This window comes from Oceanibacterium hippocampi (genome assembly GCF_900172325.1).
In the GTDB taxonomy this organism is placed as follows: Bacteria; Pseudomonadota; Alphaproteobacteria; order Sneathiellales; family Sneathiellaceae; genus Oceanibacterium; species Oceanibacterium hippocampi.
In genome coordinates this window covers 1,105,641-1,128,459 of record NZ_FWFR01000001.1, presented here as the reverse complement: position 1 = coordinate 1,128,459, position 22,819 = coordinate 1,105,641, and the positions used below count along the sequence as shown (strand labels likewise).

The following is a 22,819-nucleotide window of genomic DNA, read 5'->3' as shown; positions in this document are numbered from 1 at the left end:
GACCTTGTTACCGGACAAACGCGCCATATGTGTGAATGATAATGGAGATGCGGCGCGGCCGGACATCGCGCCGTCGCGGGTGAATGCTGCGCAGCATGGGCGCAGCATTTTTGCGCGGCAGCAACCGGCCGCGCGCCGCAACGAACGACTGAAACCGCAGGACAGGGACGGTAACATGATCGGAAAGAGAAGCAGGGCAGGCCTTTTCACCGCGACCGCGGCGGCCATCGGACTGGCCATGACGGCCGGCGCAACACATGCGGCGAACGTGAAGGTGACGCCGCTCGGCGCCATCGACGGGGAATTCTGCGTGCTCGACCGGGCGATGGTGTTCGAGGATCCGGACGGCACTCGCATTCTCTATGACGCCGGCCGCACGGTCGCCGGCCCCGGCGATCCCCGGCTCGGCCGGATCGACGCGGTGCTGATCAGCCACATGCACGGCGACCACCTGGGCGACCGCCATATCCCGATGGTCAACGCGGGCGCCTGCGGCAAGCCGGACATCTCGGTCTCGGCCCTGCCGCATTCGAACAGCGTTGCGATCGCCGCCGCCAAGGGGGCGAAGATCGTGACCGGCAGCGAGATGCCGTCCTTCCTGGCCGGCAAGCTCGCCGCGGCCGGCGGCGACGCGAAGGATTCGCTGCTGGTCCGCTTCGGCGCCAGCCGGACGATCGGCGGGGTCGCCATCACCACGGTGCCGGCGGTGCATTCGAACGGGGTCGCCCCCGACATGATCGGCGGTAGCCTGGGCGAGGCGCTGAAGGAGGCGGGCATGAACGGCTATGTCGGCCCGGCGACCGGCTACGTCCTGACCTTCTCCAACGGGCTCGCGGTCTATCTCTCGGGCGACACCGGGATCACCGCGGAACAGGATCTCGTGGTCCGCGGCCATTACAAGGCGAAGCTCGCCGTCATCAACATCGGCGACGTCTTCACCACCGGCCCGACCGAGGCGGCCTATGTCGTGAACCAGCTGGTGCAGCCGGCCGCGGTCATCCCGTCGCACGCCAACGAGGAGGCGACATCGGGCGGCAAGGCCCGTGCCGGCAGCCGGACGGAGGCCTTCATGCAGGCGGCGACGATGCCGGTTCACCTGCCGCTCAGCGGACGGGTGATGGAATTCGATGCCGGGGGGGCCTGCGTCGCCGGCTGCTGACCGCCGGCAACAATACGCATCGCGGAACAGATCCGCCGGGAGCGGCCGCCGTTCAGACGATTGCCGCCGGGTTGTGCGCGGGCTAGTCTCTTCATTCCATATTTGTCATGTGCGATGCCGGATCAACCGGCACGCGGGAACCGACAACACAGGGGAGAGACGGCGTGAGACAGCATGACCTGGCGGCGGCGCTGGCCGCGGCCCTTCTGTTCGGCGCGGCCCAGGCGGCGGCGGCCGACAGCTACACGCTCGAGATCGTCGTGCCGGGATCGAGCTTCCACGGCGTCCACGGGCTCACCTTCGACAAGGCCGATCACCTGTTCGCCGGCAGCGTCGTCGGCGAGTCGGTCTATGCGGTCGATACCGGAAGCGGCGCCGTCACCACCCATGTCCCGGCCCCGGAAGGCCAGGCGGACGACCTGGAGTTCGGCCCGGACGGAACCCTGGTCTGGACCTCCTTCCTGCAGGGCAAGATCCGCGCGCTGGGCCCGGACGGCCAGATCCGCGTGCTCGCCGAGGGGCTGCCCGGGATCAACTCGACCGCCTTCGCGCCTGACGGCCGGCTGTTCGCGACCCAGGTCTTCCTCGGCGACGCGCTCTACGAGATCGACCGCACGGGCGAGACGCCGGCGCGCAAGATCATGGAGGGCATGGGCGGCCTCAACGGCTTCGACTTCGGCCCGGACGGCAAGCTCTACGGGCCGCTGTGGTTCAAGGGCCAGGTGGTGCGGGTCGATGTCGACGCGGCCACGCTGGAGGTCGTCGCGGACGGTTTCCAGACCCCGGCGGCGGCGAACTTCGACAGCCAGGGAAAGCTCTACGTGGTCGACACGAAGGCCGGCGAGGTGGTCCGCGTCGATACCGTCGATGGCGCGAAGACGGTCGTCGCGAAGGTAGCGACCTCGATCGACAACCTGGCGATCGACAGCCGCGACCGGCTGTACATCTCCAACATGGCCAACAACGGCATCTACGAGATCGACACGGTATCGGGCAAGGCCCGGACCGTCGTCGAGGGCCGGCTCGCCATGCCGGGCGACATCGCGCTGGTGAAGCAGGGCGACCGCGAGGTGCTCTATGTCGCCGACCTGTTCGCCTATCGCAAGGTCGACCTCTCAGACGGCAAGGTCAGCGATATCGCGCGCATGCACGGCGACACGCTGGAATACCCGTTCAGCGTCTCGGCGAGCGGCGACAAGGTGCTGCTCGGCAGCTGGTTCACCGGCACGGTGCAGGAATTCGACGGCAACAGCGGCAAGAGCCTCGCGATGATGCACAAGTTCGCCGCGCCGCACGATGCCTTGCTGCAGGACGACGGCAGCCTCGTCGTCGCCGAGCTCGGCACCGGCAGCCTGCTCCGGGTCTCGGGCGACCATGGCGACACGCGGACGGTGATCGCCAAGGACCTGGTCGGCCCGGTCGGGCTGGTCCAGGCCGATGCGGGCTCGGTCTATGTCACCGAGGCCTATGCCGGGCTGGTCACGAAGGTGAGCCTTGCCGATGGCGCCAGGACCGTGATCGCGAAGGACCTGAAGCTGCCGGAGGGGATCGCGCTTGCCCCGGACGGCGCGATCGTCGTCGCCGAGGTCGGACTGAGGCGGATCGTCCGCATCGATCCGGCGAGCGGCGCGCTCACCGTGATCGCCGAGAACCTGCCGATCGGGCTTGCCGCGACCGAGGGCACGCCGCCGAGCGGGGTCCCGACCGGTGTCGCGGTCGGCGCCAACGGCGACGTCTATTTCGCCTCCGACATCGAGAACGCCATCTACCGGCTGAAAAAGTCGATGTAGCGGTCGTCGCCCCGGCGGCGGCTCAGTGCAGGACGATCCGGGCGCCGGGCGCGGGCTGTGCGGCGAACTCGGCCACGGCGCGGGCCCGGCGCGGATCCCCGACCGCGCGCAAACCACCGCCCGGGACGACCCCGACCACATGCCGGCCTGGCACGTAGCGGTCGGGCAGCATCACGTCGTGGGCGCGGAGTATCTGGCCGAGCCGGGTCGCGGCCTGCAACAGGGCCGTCGCGCCATCCGGCAGGATCATCCATTCGGCAAGCGCCCGGGCCTCGCCCGGCCGGCGATGCTGGCAGGCGGCGATCAGGCGGATGAAGCGCAACTCGTCCGGGCCGAGGCAGGGACAGCAGGGTCCGTGATGGTGGATCGTCTTGCGGGCATGCTCCTGCAGGGCCCGGATCATGCCGGAGAATTGCGTCAGCGCCTCGCGCCCGTCCGCCGCGCCGAGACCGCCGGCCAGTTCGTTCCAGACCATGCCCCAGTGATCGGTCGAGCGGTCATGGGCGCCGATTACCCAGCGGCGGAAACACCAGACGATGAAGCGTTCGACCGGTTCCAGGTCGGCCATCTCGGCCGGATCGGCGCGGTCCTCGCGGCCGGTAGTGCGTGACATTCGGCAATTCCTCCCCACTTGGCGCCGTCCGGGCAACACCCCGGCGGCCGGCTGGTCGGGAAAGGTTATTGCGAGTGATTATCATTTGCAATCATATCTTGAGGCGCTCCTGCTTGATGCCGCTACCTGTCTGCCCGGTCGGCGGGCGCGAGGCGGCGCATGTCTGCTATTGACAATCATTCGCATGTCACTCACCTTTGCATTGCGTGACCTGCGATGCGCCAAGGAATGCGCCGGGAGACTGCGATGTATGTCTGTATCTGCAACGGTTATCGGGACAGCGAGATCCGCGACGCGGCGGCGGGTGGCCTGCGTTGCGCCCGGCGCGTCTATCACGCGCTCGGCGGCGGGCCGCGCTGCGGTCAGTGCCTGACCATGGCGCAGGCCCTGGTCGACAGCATGCATGCCGGGGAACAGGCCGAGGCGCAGTCCGGGACGACCGAGCCGGTCCTGACAGCGGCGCTCGCCACCCAGGGCGCGGACTGAGGGAAGTCGCCATGCACAGCTGGCGGACGCTCAAACCCACCGATATCCTGGCCGCGGCCCGGGTCGCGCAATCGATGATCCGGCCGGCGCCCGCGAAGACGGCCGCGCCCGCCAACGGGACCGGCGCGCCGATGACAGGCGACAACGCCTCGGCGCCCGCCGACGACGCACACCCGGCCCGATAGGGACCGGGGCCGGGCCGGGACGATCGGTTCAGCCGTCCGCCGGCCGGCTCTGAAGCTGGATGTAATTCTCCATCCCCATGCGCTCGATCAGCTCGAACTGGGTCTCGATGAAGTCGACATGCTCCTCTTCCGAGGAGAGGATCTCGCGGAGCAGGTGGCGGGAGACATAATCGCCGGCGGCCTCGCAAAGCTGGATGCCCTCGCGCAGCGCCGGGATCGCGTCGACCTCGAGCTTGAGGTCGCAGTCGAGGATCTCCCGGACATTCTCGCCGATCATGATCTTTCCGAGATCCTGCAGGTTCGGCAGGCCGTCAAGGAACAGGATCCGCTCGATGAGCGCGTCGGCATGTTTCATCTCGTCGATCGATTCGCCGTACTCGTAGTCGGCGAGCCGCGCGATCCCCCAGTTTTTCAGCATCCGCGAATGCAGGAAATACTGGTTGATGGCGGTCAGTTCGTTCTTCAGCACCCGGTTCAGCAGTGCAACGACCTTCCTGTCGCCCTTCATCTCTTCCTCGCTTTCCGACGGCCGGCCGCGCCGGCCACCTCGATGTCAGCCATGCAACACCATAGGCCACCCGGCCGCGGCGATGAACCGCGTTCCGGCCCGCCGGTCAGGTAACGACGACACCGGGGTTGAAGATCCCGTGCGGGTCGAGCGTGCCCTTCACCGCCTTCAGCGCGGCGCCGAACAGGGCGGGCCGCTGGCGCGCATACCAGGGCATGTGATCGCGGCCGACCGCATGGTGATGGGTGATGGTGCCGCCATGCTCGATCACCGCGTCGGATGCGCGCTTCTTGATCTCGGTCCATTGCTCCATCAGCGCCCCGTGCCGGCCGAGCGCATGGAAGGAATAATACGGCGCAGCGCCGTCCGGGTAGGCATGGGTGAAGCGGCAGGTGACGATGCCGGCCCGCCCGGTCGCGTCGTGCAGCGCCCGCGTCGTCGCGGCCATGACATTCTCGTGGAACTCGCGGAAGCGGTCCCAGGTTATCGCCGTCTCGAAGGTGTCCGAGATGATCGCGTTGGCGACCTGGGCGGTGCGGAAGTGCGGCATCTTGATGAAGGCGCTGCGCCAGGCGCCGGCCGCGCCCTGCTTGTGCCCCTCCGGATCGCGGGCCGCCTCGGCATCGTAATGGCCGCCGTTGGCGCGGCAGATTTCCAGTCCGCGGTTCATCCAGGCGTCGACCGGGTGATCGTGGCTTTCGAAGCCGAGCACGACGACGCTGCGCCGGCCGTCGCCGAAGCCGTTGACCAGCGCCTCGTTCTGGTCGAGCAGCCGGGTATTGGCCGGGTAGAGGCCGGACTGGGCGATCTGGCGGACGCATTCGGCGGCGGCGAAGAAATCGTCGAACAGGATCGCCGTGGAGGCCCGGTGGGTCGGCCGGTCCTGGAGCCTGAGCCAGGCCTCGGTGATCACGCCGAGCGAGCCTTCCGAGCCGATCATCAGCCGGTCGGGCGAGGGCCCGGCGCCGGAGCCCGGCAGCCGGCGGGTCTCCATGATGCCGGCCCCGGTGACGCTTCGCGTCGCCTCGACGAAATCGTCGATATGGGTGTAGAGCGTGGCGAAATGGCCGCCCGACCGGGTCGCGATCATGCCGCCGACGGTCGCCATCTCGAAGCTCTGCGGAAAATGCCGGAGGGTCAGCCCGTGCGGCTTCAGCGCCGCCTCGAGCGCCGGCGTCCGCATGCCGCCCTGGACGCGAACGGCGCGCGACGCGCGGTCGATCTCCAGCACCCTGTCGAGCCCGGTCAGGTCGAGGCTCATGACGGCCGCGAATCCGTCGCCGACCGCCGGCTCGACACCGCCGACCACCGAGGTACCGCCACCGAACGGAATGACCGCCACGTTGGCGCCGCCGGCCCAGTCGATCAGCGCGGCGACATCCTCCTCGCTTTCCGGATGACCGACGAGGTCGGGCGCATGGGCGAAGTCGCGGGCGAACATCCGCACGTAGTCCGGATAGGACTGGCCGTAGGTATGCAACAGCCGGTCCCGATGATCCGCCGAAACCAATCCGGCAAGATCCCCGGGCGCGGCGACACGCGGCGCCGGCAGCGTGATGTCGTCAGGCTTCGGTGCCGCCTTCCGTTCGAAGCCGTCGACCCCGAAGCGGGCGGCGACGGTGCCGAGGACCAGCTTTTCCTCGGTCGCGTCGAGCCCTTCGCCCTCGTAGCCCCAACCACAGAACTTGACCTGGCGCGCGCTCATCGCTCTCCCCCGCCATCCGTTGATCCGGAACCCGACCGACAGGGTGACCGGCGCCGGGGCGGCCCGTCAACCGCCGCGCGCACGACAGCCACCCGATACGCCGTTCACGGCGACAGGTGCCCGCGGATCTTCTCGGCGAGGGAGGCGATGGCGTCCATGTCACCCGGCACGATGGCCCAGTTGAGCGAGAGATCGTCGCCGAGATTGCGCGGCAGGACGTGAAGGTGGAAATGCTCCACCGACTGCGCCGCGCCCGGCCCGTTCGCCTGCAGCAGGTTGAGCCCGTCCGGGTCGAGCGTCGCCGTCACCGCGCGGGCCACACGGCGTGCCGCGGCAATCACCGGGGCCAGCCATTCGTCCGGCATCTCGTAGAGGTCGCGGGCGTGGAACTTCGGGATCACCAGGGCATGTCCCGGATTGGCCGGGTTGATGTCCATGAAGGCGACGACCTGCTCGTCGTCGATCAGCTTGAAGGCCGGGATCTCGCCCCGGATAATCCTGCAGAAAATACACCCGTCGATCAGCGCCATCGGCCGCCTCCCCTGTTCCGTCATGCCATCCGACGGTCGGCGAAAGCGCGGCGTCGTGCAACCGGAAAGGATATGCGCGCCGGTCGCCGCCTATTCGCCCGGAGCCGGGAAGAAATCGAGCGCGGCGGCGATCACCGCGGGATCCTGCAGGATCCGGTTGTGACCCAGGCCGTCGAACACGCGTATCTCCGATCCGGGCCAGGCGGCGGCGTTCTTCTGGGCATGGGCGAGCGGCACGACCCTGTCATCGGCACTGTGCAGGAAGAGCGCGGCAGCGCGCATATGGGCGGCATCGCTGTCGACCTTGAAGCGCTCGATCGGCTGGCCGACGATCGGCGTCAGCGCCCGCAGCATGCCTTCGGTGCGGGCCGGGCGGAGTCCCAGCAGGGCGGCCGCGCCGCGGGCGAAATGCTCGGCCGAGTTCGGGCCGCCGACGAGCACGATGCGCGGCACCTCGAGGCCCTCGCTCATGGCGATGGCGCTCGCCGCGCCGCCGATCGAGTGGGCGACGATGCCGGCGACCGGCCCCTCGGCCGACGCGACGGCGGCGATCCCCTTCGCGAGCACCGGCAGCGGCGCGCGTTTCCCTGCCGAGCGGCCGTGCGCGGTGAGGTCGAAGCTGACGGCGCGATAGCCCGCGGCGGCGAAGGCCCCGGCGAGGCCCGCCATGTCGTGGTGATCGCGCTCCCAGCCATGGACGAACAGGACCGTCGGCCCCTCGCCTTCCGACCAAACCGCGAGCGGGCCGGCCGGGCCCTCGATGAAATGGGGCGGACGCGCCAGAGCGCGCCCGCCCGTGGACCGCCGCGCCTGCCGGGGCGTGATGAAGGCGCGTGCCGCCCAACCGTCTGCCGCCGCCGGCGCGAGATAGCCGGCGAGCCGGAGCGTGCCGCGAACGGCCCGAAGCGCCATCGGCAGCTTCGGTCGAACGTTCGTGCTTTTAATACTGTCAACGCGAGGTGTCATGGCGTTCACTGTCTGTCTCCTCGATCGGCCCGGGCGGCATTGCCGGCGCCGGGAAAGGGGAAAGTCCTGCCGCGTTCTAGATACCCCGGGCGTTCCGGGCGGCCGCCATCAGGGACTCGAATCCACCGCGCGCCAGGCGTTCCGGCGCGGCCGGGTCGGCCAGCACGATCCGGGCGTGGGCAAAGGCGAAGACGATGGCCTGGAAGTCGAAGGTGAACTGCCGGGTATCGAGATCGGCCCGGAAATCGCCGTCGTCGACCGCCCGCTTGGCGAGCCGGATCAGCGTCCCGTACCAGTCACGCTGGGCGGCGATCAGCCGGTCGCGGGCCGGACCCGGCCGGTCGTCGAGTTCATGCAGGGCGGCGAAGATCGGACAGCCACCGGGAAATGGCGGCGCCGCGGTCCACTCGAGCCAGTTGTCGAAGATCGCGCGCAACCGGGCGACGCCGCCCGGCCGGGCCAGCGCGGGCGCGATCACCCGTTCGACGAAGCGATCGAAGGCGGCCTTCAGCACCGCTTCCTCGAGCGCCTCCTTCGAGCCCACATGGGCGAACAGGCCGCTCTTGGACAACGCCAGATCGTTCGCCAGCGTCCCGATGGAGAGCCCGCCCAATCCGTCCCGGCAGGCGACCTTCAAGCCCGCCTCGAGAATCCGCGCCCTGGTTTTCTCGCCCTTGCTCATGACCAATCATTTAACGAACGATCGTTCTTTTTTCAAGAAAAATGTATCGTGAGGGCGCGTTGTCCGACTCACAGGTCGGTGCGGACGTTCCAAAGCTCGGGAAAGAAACTGAAGCGGAGCGCGCCTTCCAGGTAACCGACGCCGGCCGTGCCGCCGGTGCCGCGCTTGTTGCCGATGATGCGGAGCACGGTCTTCAGGTGCCGGAAGCGCCATTGCTGGAAGGAATCCTCGAGATCGACAAGCTTCTCGGCAAGCTCGTAGAGATCCCAGTGCTTCTCGGTGTTGCGATAGACCTCGGCCCAGGCCGCGGCGACGCTGGCGTCGGGCTCGTAGGGCGCGGAGCGGTCGCGCGCCAGATGGGCGTCGGAGATCGCGAAGCCACGGCGCGCGAGCAACTCGATTGCCGCGTCGTAAAGGCTCGGCTCGGCCAGCGCACGGGACAGCCGGGCGTGGATCGCCGGATCGTGCGCGAACGGCTTCAGATAGGCGGCGCGCTTGTTGCCGAGGACGAACTCGATCTCCCGGTACTGGAAGGACTGCAGGCCGGAGGAATGCCCGAGGCTGTCGCGGAAGCGAAGGTAATCGGCGGGCGTCAGCGTCGAAAGCACGCTCCAGGACTGGATGAGCTGGTTCTGGATGCGGGCGACCCGGGCGAGCATCTTGAAGGCATGGCCGAGCCCGCCGCCGGCGATCTCGCGGCGCGCGCCGTAGAGTTCGTGCAGGACGAGCTTGAGCCAGAGTTCGGTCGCCTGGTGGATGATGATGAAGAGCAGCTCGTCGTGCTCGTCGGAGCACGGCCTCTGGGCATTGAGGATCGCGCCCAATCCCAGATAGTCTCCGTAGCTCATCGCCTCGGTGAAATCCGTGTGGGTGCCTGCCGGCAGTTCGCGCTCGTCCCTGTCGCCTGTCGTCATTGCCTGCTCCTGCCGCCGGGACCGCGCCCGGCCTGTCTGCGTGGTATCAACAGGGCCGCCGCTTGGAAAGCGATTTCAGGCAACGGCGGAGACGACGCGGGGCGCTGCGCCGGGGTTTGACAAGTGATGCCGGAACACGCGAGATGCGCTGGCATGGGACATCGAAGACGGGGAAAAACCGCATGGCCGAGATCGAGTATTTCTATTCCGGACATTCCGCCTTCGCCTATCTCGGCTCGGCGCGGCTGATGGAAATCGCGAAGGCGTCCGGCCGCCGCATCGCCCATCGGCCGTTCGACCTGCGACGGCTGGTTTCGGAAATCGACGTGGTGCCGCTCGCCAGGCGCAGCAAGGCGCATGTCGACTATTACTTCGGCCGCGAGATCATGCGCTGGAGCGAATACCGCAACGCGCCGACCTGCAGCGACCTTCCGACCCATCACCATCACGATCCGGCGATGGCGAACGGCATGCTGATCGCCGGCCTGCAGCAGGGCCTGGATATCGACCGCTTGGCCCATGTCATGCTGGAACGGCACTGGCGCCACGACGGTGATCTCGCCGACCGCGACACCCTGGCCGAGATCGGCCGGGCCGCCGGGCTCGACCCGGAACCGCTGCTCGCCCGGGCGCTCGCGCCCGACGTTCAGCAGGTCTACCAGGCAAATACCGACGAGGCGCTGCGCCGCTCGGTGTTCGGCTCGCCGACCTACTTCGTCGACGGCGACATGTTCTACGGCCAGGACCGCCTGGAAATGGTCGAGCGCGCCCTGAAGCAGCCCTTCGCGACACGCTGACCGGCGCCTCAACGAAGAACGGCCGGCAAGGCTGCCGGCCGTTCCGTGAATTCCCGACGCTCTCAGCCGGCGGCGGCCGTCACCTGTGACGGCGGCGCAACCCGGTCCTCGGTGCCGCGGAAGCAGGGCCAGCTCGGATCGAACAGATTCTCGCGAACGCGCGCGCAGGCCTCGATCACCCGGTCGAGCGCCGCCTGGTTGAGCGCCTGGTTGACGCAGAACCGGACCATCGCGCGGTTCTTCGGCGTTGCCGGCGCGCAGAAGACCGAGCCGATGATGCCCTCATCCTCAAGCGCCTTGGCAAGCCGCGCGGTATTCGCTTCCGTGCCGGCGACCAGCGGAATGATCTGGCTGACGCTCTCGCCGATGTCATAACCGGCGGCGACCAGTCCCGCGCGCAGATAGGCCGCGTTGGCGTGCAGCCGTTCGCGAACCGGGCCCGCCCGCTCGATGATGTCGAGGGTCTTCGCAAAGCGCGTCACTTCCCACGGCAGGATTGCCGAGGAGAAGATCGCCGGACGCGATTCGTAGCGGAAATATTCCACGAACCGCGAGCTTGCCGCGATCAGCCCGGCCCGGCCGACGAAGCCCTTCGACAGGCTGAAGGTGATGAATGGCACCTTGTCCTGCAGACCGCGCGAGGCAACCAGGCCCTCGCCGCGGGCCCCGGTGGTGGCGACCGCGTGCGATTCGTCGACGACGAGAATCGAGCCGGTCTCCTCGCAGACCGCGATCAGGCCTTCCAGGTCGCAGAAATCGCCGCCCGTGCTGTAGAGCGAATCGACGGCGACGACGCCCGGACCATGCCGGCCGATCATCAGCCGCAGATGCTCCGGCCGGTTGTGGCGGAAGCGATGCAGCGGCGCACCGGCGGCGCGCACCCCCTGCTCCATCGAGGCATGGACATACATGTCCAGGTAAACCGGGATATCGGGGCCGGCGATCGCCTGCATCAGCCCCTCGTTGGCAACGAAACCGGACTGACAGAGGACCGCGTCCTCGTAACCGAAGAACGTCGCGAATCGACGCTCCAGCGTGCGCTGGGTCGACAGGTACTGGATGAACACGCCCGACATGTAGGGGCCGGCCTCACTCGCCTGGAGCGCCTTCGACTGCGCCTCGACGATCCGGCGGTCGCCGGCAAGCACGAGATAGTCGTTGCTCGCGAGTTCAATATCGCCTGCCCGCGGCGCCCGGCCGCAGGTGACGTGACCGTCCGGATAGTTGTGGAAATATCCGTCAATGCGCTTCTCGAGGGAGGCGAGAACCGGGGAGGAAGCGGCGGCGGTACTGGGACGGGACGCGGACAAACGGATAACGGACATCAAAAACTACTCCTGTCGACGAGACTCTAGTTAAGCCGTTCGGCATAGACCGAAGCGAGTGAAACCCACTGGATCCTCGCCGACATACGCTATCCAGAGCACAATCGGACAGCATCCGACAATAAAGATCCACGCCGTTTATTACATACATGAAATCAGTGATCTGTAAATCTAAATATAAATCTGCGCGAGTTTGAAATAAAAATCATCGAAGACTTTAATATTCGAAAATATTACCGCCGCTTGGCGTCACATTAATAAATAATTAACCATGTTTTACTCTATCTATTCTTATCAACCAGATGAGGAAAATCGAGGGCGAATCTATCCGTTAACTATAAAGTTTTACCATCTATTAACCATATTTGCTACGATTCGTTATCTAATTGCCTGTATTTACAGTCCGGAGAACCGCGAACACATTCGATGGACTAAGCGTATTCCCGTGTCGGCGCCCAAGATTCGGCGCATGACAATTGGAAGATCCGGAGTAGTCGGTTGACGGACAGATTCCGCCACAAGGCCCTGCAGGCGTTATTCAACTTTCTCGACTGGTTCATTCCGCCATCGCTGGCCGTCGACATCGAATCGCGCGCGAAAATCAGGACGTTCCTGATCAGCCATGTGATCGGGCCACCGCTCGGTATCGTGGTCGGCGGGTTCCTCATCTATTACGACGGCTCGGTGGTCGCCTGGTTTGCCACGATCCTGATCGTTCTTCTCGCCGCCTACCCGATGCTGCTCCGGCTCACCGGGCGAATCTCGCTGCTCTCGACGGCGTCGATCCTGCATTTCATCGTCGTGATTTTCTTCGTCACCCATCATTATGGCGGGATTGCCTCGCCGGCCCTGCCGTGGGCGGTCACGGTGCCGATCGTCTGCGTCTTCTTCATCGACGGCCCGCGAAAGTATTACGGACTGGCAGCGCTCTACATCGCCTTCGTCGTTATCGCCGCGCTGGCAACGGGACCAAGCGTGCTGCCGCCCTCGGGCCTGATGCCGAGCGAGCCGCCGGGGCTGCGGCTGGTCTCGATCCTGACCGCCGCGATCTACGTCACCGTGATGTCGCTCTTCTATGTGGACCTTTACGATTCGAACGTGCGCCGCCTGAAGCGCGCCAAGGACGATGCCGAGCGTTCCAACCTGGCGAAGACCGAGTTCCTCGCCAACATGAGCCACGAGCTCCGCACCCCGCTGAATGCGATCATCGGTTTCTCGCAGATCATGAGCCGCGAGATGTTCGGCCCGCTCGGTCAGGACCGCTACAAGACCTATGTCGCCGACATCGAGAGCAGCGGCAGCCATCTCCTGCGAATCATCAGCGATATTCTCGATATCTCGAAGATCGAGGCGGGGAAGATGGAACTGAACGTCACCCAGTTCGACCTCGCCGAGGCCTGCGAGGAAACCATGCGGATGATGGCGCCGGTGGCGGCGAGCGAGGGCTGCACGATCCATCTCGACCCCCGCTCCTCGCCGGTCTCCCTGCATGCCGACCGGCAGATGCTGGAACAGATGCTGCTCAACCTGGTTTCCAATTCGGTCAAGTTCACACCGGCGGGCGGCTCCATCCAGATCTCCTACGGCGAATCGGTCGATGGCGACGTCGAGGTATTCGTCAGTGATACCGGTATCGGCGTTCCGCCGCAGGATCTCGCCCGCATTCTCGAGCCTTTCGAACAGGTCGGTTCGACCGAAAGCCGCCGCCATGGCGGCATCGGCCTTGGCCTGCCGCTGACCAAGCGGATGGCCGAACTGCATGGCGGCAGCATGACCATCGAGAGCCGTGTCGCCGGCGGCACCAAGGTCACGCTGACCTTTCCGCGCACCCCGCGCGACCCATCGTCGGACCCGCATCACCTGAGCTGACGCCGAGACGCCGGCCGGCCTCACCTCGGATTTTCCGGCGCCGCGGCGAAGCTTGTCCGTCACGACCATCCGCATCAACGGGCTTGCCCAAGGCTGTCCCGACTGATCGAATGTGCCTCCGGCCAACAACAAGAAACGCATTGCAACGGAGTAAACGGTTTGAACGGGCTGCAATTCACACCCCGCGCCCTGCCTGGGGCGGCGGAGGACATGCGGCGGCGGGTCCGCGATTTTCTCGCCCGCGCCGCGGCTGCCGGACACTACCGGCCCGGAGAAGCGTCCTGGAACAGCTTCGACGCCGGCTTCAGCCGTCGCTGCGGCGAGGCGGGGCTGATCGGCGTCACCTGGCCGCGCAGCTATGGCGGCGAGGAACGCAGCTACCTGGAGCGCTACGTGATCATGGAGGAGATGCTCGCGGCCGGCGCCCCGGTCGGGGCCCACTGGATCGCCGAACGCCAGAGCGGGCCGCAGATCCTCACGCACGCGCATCCGGCCGTGAAGGCGCGGATCCTGCCCGAGATCGCTGCCGGCCGCTGCTTTTTCGGGATCGGCATGAGCGAACCCGATTCGGGCTCCGACCTCGCATCGGTCCGGACGCGCGCGACGCAGGTGGACGGCGGCTGGAAGATCAACGGTCGCAAGATCTGGACGACCAATGCCGGGCAGGTCAACTACCTCAACCTGCTGGCCCGGACCGGCGATGCCGGCCCGAACCGCCATGGCGGGCTGACCCAGTTCATCGTCGACCTTTCGAAGCCCGGCGTCGAGATCCGCCCGATCCGGGACCTGACCGGCCGGGCTGAATTCTGCGAGGAGGTCTTCGACGATTATTTCGTGCCCGACGAGATGGTGCTCGGGAAGGTCGGCGAGGGCTGGTCGATGGTCACCGGCGAACTGGCCTACGAACGCAGCGGGCCGGACCGGATCCTGAGCCCGTTCAACCTGCTGCGCGAGGCGGTCCGCGCGGTCGGCGAGGAGCCGGACGACGCCGGCGCCGAGGAGATCGGCCGCTGGATCGCCAATGTCGTGACCCTGCGGCGGATGTCGGTCTCGGTCGCCGGCATGCTGGCCGACGGCAAGGCGCCCAACGCCCAGGCCGCGCTGGTCAAGGATCTCGGCACCACGTTCGAACGCGAACTGCCGGAGCAGGCCAGGCTGCTGGCCCCGCGCGAGCCGGAACAGAATGCGGCCGAGCCCTATACGGCAGCACTCGCCCAGGTCACCCTGAACGCGCCGTCATGGACGATCCGTGGCGGTACCCGCGAGATCCTGCGCGGCATCATTGCCCGGGAGCTCGGCCTGCGATGAACGACATGCGCGACATCCTTCTCGAACAGACCGACCGGCTGTTCGGCGACACGGTCGATGCGGACGCCTGGACGGCAGCCGACAGCGGCAGCCTCGACCGCTCGCTGTGGGCCCGCTTCGAGGAAGCCGGCCTGACACGCGCGGCCCTCGACGAGGCCGACGGCGGCAGCGATCTCGGACTCGCCGACATCCTCGCCCTGACCCGGCTGGCCGGCCGCCACGCGGTCCCTGGCCCGCTTCCCGAAACCATGCTGGCGGGCTGGCTCTGGCGGCGGGTCGACGGCGACGCGCTTGCCGGCGTGCTCGGCTTCGGCCCGGTCCGCCCGGCCGACTGCTTCACGCTGACGCCGGACGGCCAGGGCTGGCGGCTGAGCGGTGAGGCCGCGCGGGTGCCGTGGGGCGGGGTTGCCGACCGCCTGGTGCTGTCGGCGCGGACGCTGGAGGGAGAGGCGATGCTGGCGGTCGCCGAACCGGTCGAGACGGCAATCACCGGAGGCGGCAACCTCGCCAACGAGCCGCGTGACAGCCTGGTCTTCGACGACCTGCCGCTCGCCGCAGACCGGGTCCGGCCCTGGCCGGAAAGCGACCGCGGGCCAACCCTGATGCAGATCGGTGCCCTGATGCGCGCCCAGCAGATCGCCGGCGCCCTGCAGCGCGTGCTGGAGATGTCGATCGAATATGCCAACGACCGCGTCCAGTTCGGCCGGCCGATCGCGAAGTTCCAGGCCGTCCAGCACATGCTGGCGGTCGCCGCCGGTCACGTCGCGGCCGCGAGCATGGCCGCGGAGGCCGCCGCCGCCCGTGACGTCGACGATCCGCATTTCGCCCTCGACGTGGCGATCGCCAAGGCACGCGCCGGCGAGGCGGTCCGTCCGGTCACCGATGCCGCGCACCAGGTCCACGGGGCGATGGGCTTCACGCACGAGCACAGCCTGCATTTCCTCACCCGTCGGCTCTGGTCGTGGCGCGAGGAATTCGGCAACGAACGCCTGTGGCAGCGGGAAATCGGTCGGGTCGTGGCCACGACTGGCGCCGACCGGCTGTGGCCGCTGCTGACCGATCTCGGCTAGACGGAGACAGGCGATCATGATCGAGGCGGCGGCGGTTCCAGGCGGAGCACTCGACGGGGTCACGATCCTCGACCTCACGACCGTCATCATGGGCCCCTACGCAACCCAGATGCTGGGCGACATGGGCGCCGACGTAATCAAGATCGAAAGCCCGGCCGGCGACCCGATGCGGCATATGCAGCCGACCAAGAGCCCCGGCATGGCGGCGCTGTTCCTCAACACCAATCGCAACAAGCGAAGCGTCGCCCTCGACCTCAAGCAGCCGGCCGGTCGCGGGATCCTGTTCCGCCTGGCCGCGCAGGCCGACGTGCTGATCCACAACCTGCGCCCCGGCCCGCTTGCCCGCATGGGGCTGTCCTACGAGCGGCTTCGCGAGGCCAATCCGCGGATCATCTGCTGCGGCGCCCGCGGCTTCGGTGAGGGCGGCCCCTACCGTGACAAGCCGGCCTATGACGACCTGATCCAGGCGGCCTCCGGCATGGCGGCGCTCGGCGGCCGGCTCGGCCCGGAACCGGCCTACATGCCGAGCATCCTGTGCGACAAGGTGACCGCGCTGTCGATCGTCAACGCGGTCGTCGCCGCGCTCTTTCACCGGGAACGCAGCGGCCACGGCCAGACGATCGAGGTGCCGATGTTCGAGACCATGGCCGCCTTCAACCTGCTCGAACACATGAACGGCCATTGCTACGACCCGCCGGTCGGCAAGCTCGGCTGGGCGCGGATCATGAGCCCGTTTCGCAAGCCCTTCCGCTCGAAGGACGGCCATGTCTCGCTGATCCCCTATTCCGACGCCAACTGGCGCGCCTTCTTCGAGTTCGCCGGGCGCCCGGAACTGGCCCGCGACCCCCGCTTCCTGTCGATGTCGGCGCGGGTCGAGCATGTCGATGCGCTCTACGGTCTCGTCGAGGCGATCGCGGTGACGAAGACGACCGCCGAATGGATAGCCTTCGGCGACCGCAGCAACGTGCCGGCGATGAAGGTGATCGCGCTCGACGAGCTCTGGCAGGACGACCATCTCGCCGCCGTCGGCTTCTTCGAGGACCATCGTCACCCGAGCGAAGGGCCGATGCGGATCGCGCCGACGCCGCTGCGGTTTTCCGACAGCCCCGTCACCGTGCGCCGGCTGGCGCCGCGGCTCGGTCAGCACACCCGCGAGGTTCTGGCGGGGGCGGGCCTCGCCGAAGACGAGATCGACAGGCTGGCGGCGAGCGGAATCGTCACGACAGGTGCCTGAGACCTCGCACCGGCCCGCTTCCGGCACCAGATAGATCGGGCGACTTGTTTCGCGTCCGAACGAAGAACAGTGTTTCTGTAGATGTCAGAGCGTACTGCGATGGACGTATTGTTACCGCCCTATCGGCTTGACGACGTCGGCGAGACCGACGAGCGACTGGTCCGCTTCCTGGGCTATTGGGTCTCGCTTCGGGACGATCAGGCGATTCCACGCCGACAGGACTTCCGCCCCGAGAAGATCGCCGAAGCTTTACCGAGCCTGACGCTGGTCGAGATCGTCACGGAGAATGGCTGCCGGCGGTTCCGCTTCCGTGTCGTCGGCTCCCGCATCGAGATGGTGCAGGCGGTAACCGCCGGCGACTATATCGATGACGTGGCCAGCCAGGAGGGCCGGGACGCATCCACGGCACGCTTCGCCCGGGTCCTGGAGGCCGGCCAGCCGGTCTTTGACCGCTATTCCATGGAAGTAAACCCGGACCGGCCGATGATCGTCCGCGCGCTCTCCTGCCCGCTTTCGAGGGACGGAACGACGGTCAGCCATATCGTGACCTGTGCCGCGGTCGACAATCTTTCGCTCGACTTCCTGCATCGGCCGCGCGCCTCGCGCTGACCGGCGGCCCGGTATTTCCGGACTGGTCGCCCGGACCGGGGCGATGCTATCAAGCGGCGGAATCAACGACCGGACCCCGCCATGTTTGCCAATCTTCTCGCCATCTTCCTCACCGTCTTCCTCGCCGAGCTTGGCGACAAGACGCAGTTGGCGACGGTGCTGTTCGCCGCCGACCGGCAGGTTCACCCCCTGCTCGTCTTCACCGCCGCGGCACTTGCGCTCGTCGCCTCGACGGCACTCGCGGTCGCCGCCGGCACGTTGCTGTCGCGCTACATGGCATTCGTCCCGCTCAAGCTCATCGCCGGGATCGGTTTCGTGGCGATCGGATGCTGGACTATCTACGGTCACTTTCAGGGCGCCTGACGACGGCCCTCAGGGTTCCGACCACATCCTGAGCAGGTTGCTGTAGCTCTTGAAGGCAAGATCGGTCTCGGCCGCCTCGCCCTGGCTGTCGGCGAGTTTCCGGCAGACCCGGTCGAGATCGTGGAGGATCTCCCGCTGCTGGGGATCGCGGACATAGCTCTGCACCCAGGTCACGGCGACCAGGCGGGTGCCGCGCTCGACCGGCGCCACCCGGTGCAACGTCGATGCCGGGTAGGCGACCGCCGCCCCGGCCGGCAGTTTCACCCATTGCTCGCCGAACGGGCTGCCGATGACCAGCTCGCCGCCGTCGTAGTCGCGCGCATCGTTCAGGAAGATGGTGACCGCGACATCGCTCCGCACCGCGTTCGGCTTCTGCATCAGGGCGTCGTCGACATGGGGGCCATAGGCCATGCCCTCGGCATAGCGGCTGATCAGCGGTGGCAGGATGCGTTTCGGCAGCACTGAGCGGCGAAATTGCGCATTGCCGTTCAGTGCCCCGGCAAGGCGCGCGCCGAGCCCGCTTTCAGCCGCGCTCTTCTTGCTCAGCTGGTTGTTGTTCTTGACCCGCCTGGCGCGATAGCCCGCTGTCACCGCCCCGTCGACGAAATCGCCCCGCTCGGCGATCTCGCGGATCTCGCGCAACGCGGTCCGGTCCAGCAGGTCCGCAATCTCGATCAGCACATCAGCGCTCCGCCCTGAGCCTCCATTTCCCGGCCTCGTTCCGGCAGGCGGTCCGCCTGCGTTCGCTCGGCTCGCCCCCCACGATGACCTGTTCACGGAACTCCCGGCAATAATACTTGTTGCCGACCCTGAAGGTGCGGACCGGGGTCACGACGCCGGCATTGCCGCTCGCCGGATTGACCCAGGGCATCGAAACGCCGCTCAACCGGGTTTCCAGCGCCGTCTGGAGATTGTCCCGGGCGAGCACGCGATCCGTCTGGTCGAGAGCGACGTAGAACCCGGCCGGCGGCGCCGGCGACGGGGCGGTTCGCGTCTCCTCCCCGGCCGCGCAGCCACCGAGGAGAAGAACGAACCAGAAAAGACCCGGGCGAACCGGCCGCAAGGCAAGGTTTTTCATCTCCTAGTTGCTCCAGCCGCTGCCGATCGCCGCTGCCTCGGCCTCCGACGAGAGATCCGGGCCCGACTGCCCGAGGCCCTCGGCGACATCGTCGGAATTCTGTCCGTTCTCGCCGGAATCATCGGCGCTGTCTTCGCCGCTCTCGCCCGATTCGCCGGAATCGTCGCCGCTGTCGTCGCCACTTTCACCGGATTCACCGGAATTGTCGTCGCCGCTCTCGCCGGATTCTCCCGAACTGCCGGAACTGCCGTCGTCACCGGATTCGCCGGATTCGCCCGATTCGCCGGAACCGCCGTCATCACCGCCTTCGCCGCCTTCACCGGAATCCCCCGAGCCAGAGCCACCCTCGCCGGAGCCGCCCGAGCCAGAACCGCCTTCGCCGGAGCCGCCCGAGCCAGAACCGCCTTCGCCTGATCCGCCTGACCCGGAGCCGCCTTCGCCGGAGCCGCCGTCGCCATCCCCATCTCCGTCACCGTCGCCATCACCATCGCCGTCACCGTCGCCATCACCATCGCCGTCGCCATCACCCTTGTTGTGAACGAGATAGTCGTTGGCGAAATAGCTGTGGTCACCGTCGAGCAGCAGGTTGAACAGCGGGGTTTCGGGCGGTGCCGCATGCGCCTCGATCGAGGTCACGGCGACGAACGCCTCGAGGAGGCGGAATTCCGGGGCCAGCGCCAGGTTCCCGGCCGCCCCGCTGACCTGGCGAAGCGCCAGCATCGTCAGCCGGTCGCCGGGCGCCAGCGTGTCCACGGCAAGTTGCGCGTTCTCGCGCACGGTTGCGGCCGGGTCGATTGCCCGCCAGCCGTCCGCGCCCCGGAAGGGATGTTCGGCGGTCACGAATGGCGCGCCGCCGTTGAAGCCATACAGCCTGCGATCGCCGAGCCTCGGCCGCTCGATCGCCCGGATCCGGTTGACGCGGCCGGCCGCGCCGAGCACCAGTTCGCCGATGGCGATCTTCTCGATCGGCAGGCTTCGGCCGTCGGCCATGCGCACGCGGGTGCCCGCGACGAAGCAGCTGCTGTCGGCATGGGCGACTTTCACGATGCCGCCGTCATGATGATAATCGATCGATATCGGGCTGGTCGCGAACGCCATCGCGAGCACGCTCGTCGTGCCGATCAGTCGCAGGATGCGCAGTTTGTTCGCTCGTTCCATGTTGACCCTCTGCTGTCGATGCCGCGCGGCCGGTCGCTGATGCGTCCGAACCCGCCTGGAATGGTCCCTCGCTTCGACAACAACCGAGGACGCGCGCTATTCCCGCCCGGGAAAACTAATCGCCGCGCCGATGACCCCGGGAATAATGCCGGCCGGCCGGTGTTCTCCTCATGCAGCGTGGTCCATTGTCACGGCGCGCGGCAACATGTCCATCCGGGGAAAGGTTGCCAGGGACGTGACCGACACTGATGACAGCGCCGAACGGAAGCTGCTCGACGACATGCTGGCGATGCTGCCGCGGCTGCGCCGCTTCGCCTACGGGCTGACCGGCTCGGCGAGCGAGGGAGACGATCTGGTGCAAATCACCTTCGAGAAGGCGATGAGGGCGCGGTCCCAGTGGCAGCCGGGCAGCCGGCTCGACAGCTGGCTGTTCCGCATCGCCCAGAACGCCTTTCGCAACGAGCTGCGGTCGCGCGGCCGGCATGCCGCCTACCTGCAGGCGGTCGAACCGCACCAGGTGAGCGCGGTCGACGGCCGCACGATCGTCGACGACCGTGCGCGCTTCGCGTCGCTCCGCGCCGCGCTCGGGCGCCTGCCTGACGAGCAGCGCGTGGCCCTCCTGCTGGTCGCGATCGGGAATCACAGCTATGCCGAGACCGCCGGCATCCTCGAGTTGCCGATCGGCACGGTGATGAGCCGGATCTCGCGCGCCCGGCGGGCCCTTCGCGGCATGCTGGACGAGCGCCCCGAACCGAATTCGCCGCAAGACGCGGAGGCACGACCATGACAACGCCGACGAACCGCACGGAAGCCGAATGGGCGGCGCTCGACGGGGAACTTGACCAGGCCCTCGACGATGGCCTCGACGAATCCGGCGAGCGGGCGCTCAGGGCACGGATCGAGGCGCAGTTCGCCGAACGCCGGCGTCCGCCCCGGACCGCCGCCGTCATGCCGCATGTCTACCGGGCCGCGGCGGCCGTGCTGTTGCTGGCCTGCGGCGCGCTGGCCGGCTACCTGCTTGCCGAAAGGAACCTGGAGGCGCGGATCGCTGCCCTGGAGGAGGGTCGCCGGATCGATACCGCCGCCATGGAACGGGCGGTGAACGAGGCCCTCGAATCCCGCCTGAGCGGCCAGACGGTCCGATGGCAGAACCCGGCGACCGGCGCCTCCGGCACGATCACGCCGGTGCGCACCTATCGCGCCCGCAACGGCCAGTGGTGCCGGGAATTCACCCGGAACTGGGTCCGGCCCGGCGGCACCGACCAGCTGCGCGGCATCGCCTGCCGGCAGGACGACGGCCGCTGGCTTCAACGCCTCACGTTGAGCGACCGGGAGGGCTGATCCGGGTGCGCCCGCCCGTCGATCAAATATTCGCGAGCAGCCGCATTAGCTTAAGTCGATGAATTATGCTCCGGTACCGCGCAACGCCGCGCGACTGCCGCATCGGACCAATGATCCTCTAACAGGGGACGCAAGCGAAGGAGAGCTATCGATGAAGTTCCGACTGTTGATAACCGTTGCCGCCCTGGCCCTGACGGCCGGCTCGGCGCTTGCGGAAGACGACACGCCCCGCCAGCACGTGATGAAGGTCATCGCCGGGAACATGGGCGCCATCGGCAAGGTCGCGAAGGGCGAGGCCGAGTACAGCCCGGCCCTGATCGAGAATGCGCTCGAGATTCACAGCCTGAGCAAGGTCGTCACAGCCTTGTTCCCGCAGGGCTCGAAATTCGGCCGTGCCAAGGACGAGATCTGGTCCGACTGGGCCGGCTTCGAAATGAAGGCCAAGGCCTTCAATGAGGCGACCCCGGCGCTGGTTGCCGCGGTGAAGAGCGGCGATCAGGCCCAGATCGGCGCGGCGCTCGGCGCGGTCGGCAAGACCTGCGGCGGTTGCCACGAGACCTACCGGACGCCGAAGGACTGAACCGGGCCTCGCGGCCGGGTGACCGGAAGCGGCGGAAACGGGCGCGGAGCGGCAACGCTTCGCGCCCGCGCCATTTCCGGATGCGGGCGGCCGACGCGACCACGGGTGACGGCAATCACCGATTATCGAGAAGCGAGGTGTAATCGGGGCATCGGAGTGTTATTTTATTCGCATATCCTTATTGAGGGAGAATGCAAATGTCTCGAACGACCTGCTGGACGACACTCGCGGCCGCCGGCCTGATGGCGGGAGCCATTGTGACGTCACCTGCCCTCGCGAGTGCCCCGGCCGAACGCGACGACGCGACCCGCACGGCGACGACAACGGCCACGCCGACGCAGCTGGCCATGCAGATCAACATCACCACGGGCGTCGTCAAACCCCAGCCCTATTCGCCCAATCCGCGCTCGCGCACCAGTGTCGGTGTCGGCAGCGGTCTTGAAGGTGGCGGTGGTGGCGGTGGCGGCGGTGGCGGTGGCGGTGGCGGTGGCGGTGGCGGCGGCGGCGGCGGTGGCGGCGGATCCTGGTAGGATCTTCCCGACCGACCCC

The 22,819-nt window shown here is 67.5% G+C and carries 26 protein-coding genes; 15 read left to right on the top strand and 11 right to left on the bottom strand.

Translation table 11 applies throughout. From position 1 onward, the window contains the following. Positions 1 to 175 precede the first annotated feature (175 nt). On the top strand, positions 176 to 1,159 hold the full coding sequence (locus OCH7691_RS05240; RefSeq protein WP_085882319.1) for an MBL fold metallo-hydrolase: 984 nt from the start codon (positions 176 to 178) through the stop codon (positions 1,157 to 1,159). Positions 1,160 to 1,323: 164 nt separating this feature from the next. Further along, positions 1,324 to 2,949: an SMP-30/gluconolactonase/LRE family protein gene (locus OCH7691_RS05235; RefSeq protein WP_085882318.1), complete on the top strand. Its 1,626-nt coding sequence runs from the start codon at positions 1,324 to 1,326 to the stop codon at positions 2,947 to 2,949. Between the two features lie 22 nt (positions 2,950 to 2,971). On the opposite strand, the gene OCH7691_RS05230 is transcribed toward OCH7691_RS05235, so the two are convergent. Then, positions 2,972 to 3,562 carry a hypothetical protein gene (locus tag OCH7691_RS05230; protein WP_085882317.1) on the bottom strand — a complete coding sequence of 197 codons (591 nt, stop codon included), beginning with the start codon at positions 3,560 to 3,562 and terminating at the stop codon, positions 2,972 to 2,974. Between the two features lie 246 nt (positions 3,563 to 3,808). On the opposite strand from OCH7691_RS05230, the gene OCH7691_RS05225 reads away from it, so the two are divergent. Both OCH7691_RS05225 and OCH7691_RS23180 read left to right on the top strand, forming a co-directional pair. Further along, the gene (locus tag OCH7691_RS05225; RefSeq protein ID WP_176244930.1) at positions 3,809 to 4,048 is read left to right on the top strand and encodes a (2Fe-2S)-binding protein; all 240 of its coding nucleotides are present in this window, start codon (positions 3,809 to 3,811) and stop codon (positions 4,046 to 4,048) included. Between the two features lie 11 nt (positions 4,049 to 4,059). Next, positions 4,060 to 4,233 (top strand): hypothetical protein, encoded by a 174-nt coding sequence (locus OCH7691_RS23180; protein WP_176244929.1) that lies wholly within the window; start codon positions 4,060 to 4,062, stop codon positions 4,231 to 4,233. Between the two features lie 28 nt (positions 4,234 to 4,261). On the opposite strand, the gene bfr is transcribed toward OCH7691_RS23180, so the two are convergent. From bfr to kynA, 6 genes are all read right to left on the bottom strand, one after another. After that, complete coding sequence (gene bfr, locus OCH7691_RS05220; protein WP_085882315.1) at positions 4,262 to 4,741, bottom strand: bacterioferritin; 480 nt, start codon at positions 4,739 to 4,741, stop codon at positions 4,262 to 4,264. 106 nt (positions 4,742 to 4,847) lie between these two features. Further along, entirely contained in the window at positions 4,848 to 6,446 is a 1,599-nt protein-coding gene (locus OCH7691_RS05215; RefSeq protein ID WP_085882314.1) for an FAD-binding oxidoreductase, read from the bottom strand. Between the two features lie 104 nt (positions 6,447 to 6,550). Further along, on the bottom strand, positions 6,551 to 6,976 hold the full coding sequence (locus tag OCH7691_RS05210; protein WP_245826477.1) for an HIT family protein: 426 nt from the start codon (positions 6,974 to 6,976) through the stop codon (positions 6,551 to 6,553). Between the two features lie 90 nt (positions 6,977 to 7,066). After that, positions 7,067 to 7,888: an alpha/beta fold hydrolase gene (locus tag OCH7691_RS05205; protein WP_085882313.1), complete on the bottom strand. Its 822-nt coding sequence runs from the start codon at positions 7,886 to 7,888 to the stop codon at positions 7,067 to 7,069. A gap of 130 nt (positions 7,889 to 8,018) precedes the next feature. Beyond that, positions 8,019 to 8,624, bottom strand: a complete 606-nt coding sequence (locus tag OCH7691_RS05200; protein WP_085882312.1) for a TetR/AcrR family transcriptional regulator — start codon at positions 8,622 to 8,624, stop codon at positions 8,019 to 8,021. Positions 8,625 to 8,692: 68 nt separating this feature from the next. Continuing rightward, a complete protein-coding gene (kynA, locus tag OCH7691_RS05195; RefSeq protein WP_085882311.1) occupies positions 8,693 to 9,538 on the bottom strand; it encodes a tryptophan 2,3-dioxygenase in 846 nt (281 codons plus the stop codon). Between the two features lie 182 nt (positions 9,539 to 9,720). Here kynA and OCH7691_RS05190 point away from each other — a divergent pair, with 182 nt between their 5' ends. Next, complete coding sequence (locus OCH7691_RS05190; RefSeq protein ID WP_217807807.1) at positions 9,721 to 10,335, top strand: 2-hydroxychromene-2-carboxylate isomerase; 615 nt, start codon at positions 9,721 to 9,723, stop codon at positions 10,333 to 10,335. Positions 10,336 to 10,397: 62 nt separating this feature from the next. Here the strand turns inward: OCH7691_RS05190 and cqsA are convergent, their stop codons facing one another. Beyond that, positions 10,398 to 11,660: an alpha-hydroxyketone-type quorum-sensing autoinducer synthase gene (gene cqsA, locus OCH7691_RS05185; protein ID WP_139839517.1), complete on the bottom strand. Its 1,263-nt coding sequence runs from the start codon at positions 11,658 to 11,660 to the stop codon at positions 10,398 to 10,400. Positions 11,661 to 12,158: 498 nt separating this feature from the next. On the opposite strand from cqsA, the gene OCH7691_RS05180 reads away from it, so the two are divergent. From OCH7691_RS05180 to OCH7691_RS05155, 6 genes are all read left to right on the top strand, one after another. Then, entirely contained in the window at positions 12,159 to 13,529 is a 1,371-nt protein-coding gene (locus tag OCH7691_RS05180; RefSeq protein WP_085882308.1) for a sensor histidine kinase, read from the top strand. Positions 13,530 to 13,688: 159 nt separating this feature from the next. Then, positions 13,689 to 14,837, top strand: a complete 1,149-nt coding sequence (locus tag OCH7691_RS05175; protein WP_217807806.1) for an acyl-CoA dehydrogenase family protein — start codon at positions 13,689 to 13,691, stop codon at positions 14,835 to 14,837. After that, complete coding sequence (locus tag OCH7691_RS05170) at positions 14,834 to 15,907, top strand: acyl-CoA dehydrogenase family protein (RefSeq protein ID WP_176244928.1); 1,074 nt, start codon at positions 14,834 to 14,836, stop codon at positions 15,905 to 15,907. The genes OCH7691_RS05175 and OCH7691_RS05170 overlap by 4 nt, the downstream gene beginning before the upstream one ends. Positions 15,908 to 15,923: 16 nt before the next feature. Further along, positions 15,924 to 17,141, top strand: coding sequence for a CaiB/BaiF CoA transferase family protein (locus OCH7691_RS05165; protein ID WP_085882305.1), 1,218 nt, complete (start codon positions 15,924 to 15,926; stop codon positions 17,139 to 17,141). Between the two features lie 99 nt (positions 17,142 to 17,240). Continuing rightward, the gene (locus OCH7691_RS05160) at positions 17,241 to 17,750 is read left to right on the top strand and encodes a PAS domain-containing protein (RefSeq protein ID WP_176244927.1); all 510 of its coding nucleotides are present in this window, start codon (positions 17,241 to 17,243) and stop codon (positions 17,748 to 17,750) included. 81 nt (positions 17,751 to 17,831) lie between these two features. Then, entirely contained in the window at positions 17,832 to 18,113 is a 282-nt protein-coding gene (locus OCH7691_RS05155) for a TMEM165/GDT1 family protein (RefSeq protein ID WP_085882303.1), read from the top strand. A 9-nt stretch (positions 18,114 to 18,122) separates the two neighbouring features. Here the strand turns inward: OCH7691_RS05155 and OCH7691_RS05150 are convergent, their stop codons facing one another. From OCH7691_RS05150 to OCH7691_RS23175, 3 genes are read right to left on the bottom strand one after another with little or no spacing between them, the layout of a single operon-like run. Continuing rightward, complete coding sequence (locus OCH7691_RS05150) at positions 18,123 to 18,794, bottom strand: Fe2+-dependent dioxygenase (protein WP_085882302.1); 672 nt, start codon at positions 18,792 to 18,794, stop codon at positions 18,123 to 18,125. 1 nt (position 18,795) lies between these two features. Continuing rightward, complete coding sequence (locus OCH7691_RS05145) at positions 18,796 to 19,191, bottom strand: RT0821/Lpp0805 family surface protein (RefSeq protein WP_085882301.1); 396 nt, start codon at positions 19,189 to 19,191, stop codon at positions 18,796 to 18,798. Positions 19,192 to 19,194: 3 nt separating this feature from the next. Next, complete coding sequence (locus OCH7691_RS23175) at positions 19,195 to 20,349, bottom strand: Hint domain-containing protein (protein WP_085882300.1); 1,155 nt, start codon at positions 20,347 to 20,349, stop codon at positions 19,195 to 19,197. Positions 20,350 to 20,584: 235 nt separating this feature from the next. On the opposite strand from OCH7691_RS23175, the gene OCH7691_RS05135 reads away from it, so the two are divergent. The 4 genes from OCH7691_RS05135 to OCH7691_RS23170 all read left to right on the top strand — a co-directional run bounded on the left by OCH7691_RS05135 (position 20,585) and on the right by OCH7691_RS23170 (position 22,800). Beyond that, positions 20,585 to 21,136: an RNA polymerase sigma factor gene (locus OCH7691_RS05135; protein WP_176244926.1), complete on the top strand. Its 552-nt coding sequence runs from the start codon at positions 20,585 to 20,587 to the stop codon at positions 21,134 to 21,136. Further along, positions 21,133 to 21,690, top strand: coding sequence for an RT0821/Lpp0805 family surface protein (locus tag OCH7691_RS05130; RefSeq protein WP_085882298.1), 558 nt, complete (start codon positions 21,133 to 21,135; stop codon positions 21,688 to 21,690). Before OCH7691_RS05135 ends, OCH7691_RS05130 begins: the two co-directional genes overlap by 4 nt. A 151-nt stretch (positions 21,691 to 21,841) precedes the next feature. Continuing rightward, complete coding sequence (locus OCH7691_RS05125) at positions 21,842 to 22,270, top strand: c-type cytochrome (RefSeq protein WP_176244925.1); 429 nt, start codon at positions 21,842 to 21,844, stop codon at positions 22,268 to 22,270. A gap of 197 nt (positions 22,271 to 22,467) precedes the next feature. Next, on the top strand, positions 22,468 to 22,800 hold the full coding sequence (locus tag OCH7691_RS23170) for a hypothetical protein (RefSeq protein WP_176244864.1): 333 nt from the start codon (positions 22,468 to 22,470) through the stop codon (positions 22,798 to 22,800). The last annotated feature ends 19 nt before the right edge of the window (positions 22,801 to 22,819 follow it).

Bases quoted from the DNA above. Each gene is read 5' to 3' on its own strand.
- OCH7691_RS05240 (WP_085882319.1), top strand. From the start codon at position 176: ATGATCGGAAAGAGAAGCAGGGCAGGCCTTTTCACCGCGACCGCGGCG.
- OCH7691_RS05230 (WP_085882317.1), bottom strand. From the start codon at position 3,562: ATGTCACGCACTACCGGCCGCGAGGACCGCGCCGATCCGGCCGAGATG.
- OCH7691_RS05225 (WP_176244930.1), top strand. From the start codon at position 3,809: ATGTATGTCTGTATCTGCAACGGTTATCGGGACAGCGAGATCCGCGAC.
- OCH7691_RS23180 (WP_176244929.1), top strand. From the start codon at position 4,060: ATGCACAGCTGGCGGACGCTCAAACCCACCGATATCCTGGCCGCGGCC.
- bfr (WP_085882315.1), bottom strand. From the start codon at position 4,741: ATGAAGGGCGACAGGAAGGTCGTTGCACTGCTGAACCGGGTGCTGAAG.
- OCH7691_RS05215 (WP_085882314.1), bottom strand. From the start codon at position 6,446: ATGAGCGCGCGCCAGGTCAAGTTCTGTGGTTGGGGCTACGAGGGCGAA.
- OCH7691_RS05210 (WP_245826477.1), bottom strand. From the start codon at position 6,976: ATGGCGCTGATCGACGGGTGTATTTTCTGCAGGATTATCCGGGGCGAG.
- OCH7691_RS05205 (WP_085882313.1), bottom strand. From the start codon at position 7,888: ATGGCGCTTCGGGCCGTTCGCGGCACGCTCCGGCTCGCCGGCTATCTC.
- OCH7691_RS05200 (WP_085882312.1), bottom strand. From the start codon at position 8,624: ATGAGCAAGGGCGAGAAAACCAGGGCGCGGATTCTCGAGGCGGGCTTG.
- kynA (WP_085882311.1), bottom strand. From the start codon at position 9,538: ATGACGACAGGCGACAGGGACGAGCGCGAACTGCCGGCAGGCACCCAC.
- OCH7691_RS05190 (WP_217807807.1), top strand. From the start codon at position 9,721: ATGGCCGAGATCGAGTATTTCTATTCCGGACATTCCGCCTTCGCCTAT.
- cqsA (WP_139839517.1), bottom strand. From the start codon at position 11,660: ATGTCCGTTATCCGTTTGTCCGCGTCCCGTCCCAGTACCGCCGCCGCT.
- OCH7691_RS05170 (WP_176244928.1), top strand. From the start codon at position 14,834: ATGAACGACATGCGCGACATCCTTCTCGAACAGACCGACCGGCTGTTC.
- OCH7691_RS05165 (WP_085882305.1), top strand. From the start codon at position 15,924: ATGATCGAGGCGGCGGCGGTTCCAGGCGGAGCACTCGACGGGGTCACG.
- OCH7691_RS05160 (WP_176244927.1), top strand. From the start codon at position 17,241: ATGGACGTATTGTTACCGCCCTATCGGCTTGACGACGTCGGCGAGACC.
- OCH7691_RS05155 (WP_085882303.1), top strand. From the start codon at position 17,832: ATGTTTGCCAATCTTCTCGCCATCTTCCTCACCGTCTTCCTCGCCGAG.
- OCH7691_RS05145 (WP_085882301.1), bottom strand. From the start codon at position 19,191: ATGAAAAACCTTGCCTTGCGGCCGGTTCGCCCGGGTCTTTTCTGGTTC.
- OCH7691_RS23175 (WP_085882300.1), bottom strand. From the start codon at position 20,349: ATGGAACGAGCGAACAAACTGCGCATCCTGCGACTGATCGGCACGACG.
- OCH7691_RS05130 (WP_085882298.1), top strand. From the start codon at position 21,133: ATGACAACGCCGACGAACCGCACGGAAGCCGAATGGGCGGCGCTCGAC.
- OCH7691_RS05125 (WP_176244925.1), top strand. From the start codon at position 21,842: ATGAAGTTCCGACTGTTGATAACCGTTGCCGCCCTGGCCCTGACGGCC.
- OCH7691_RS23170 (WP_176244864.1), top strand. From the start codon at position 22,468: ATGTCTCGAACGACCTGCTGGACGACACTCGCGGCCGCCGGCCTGATG.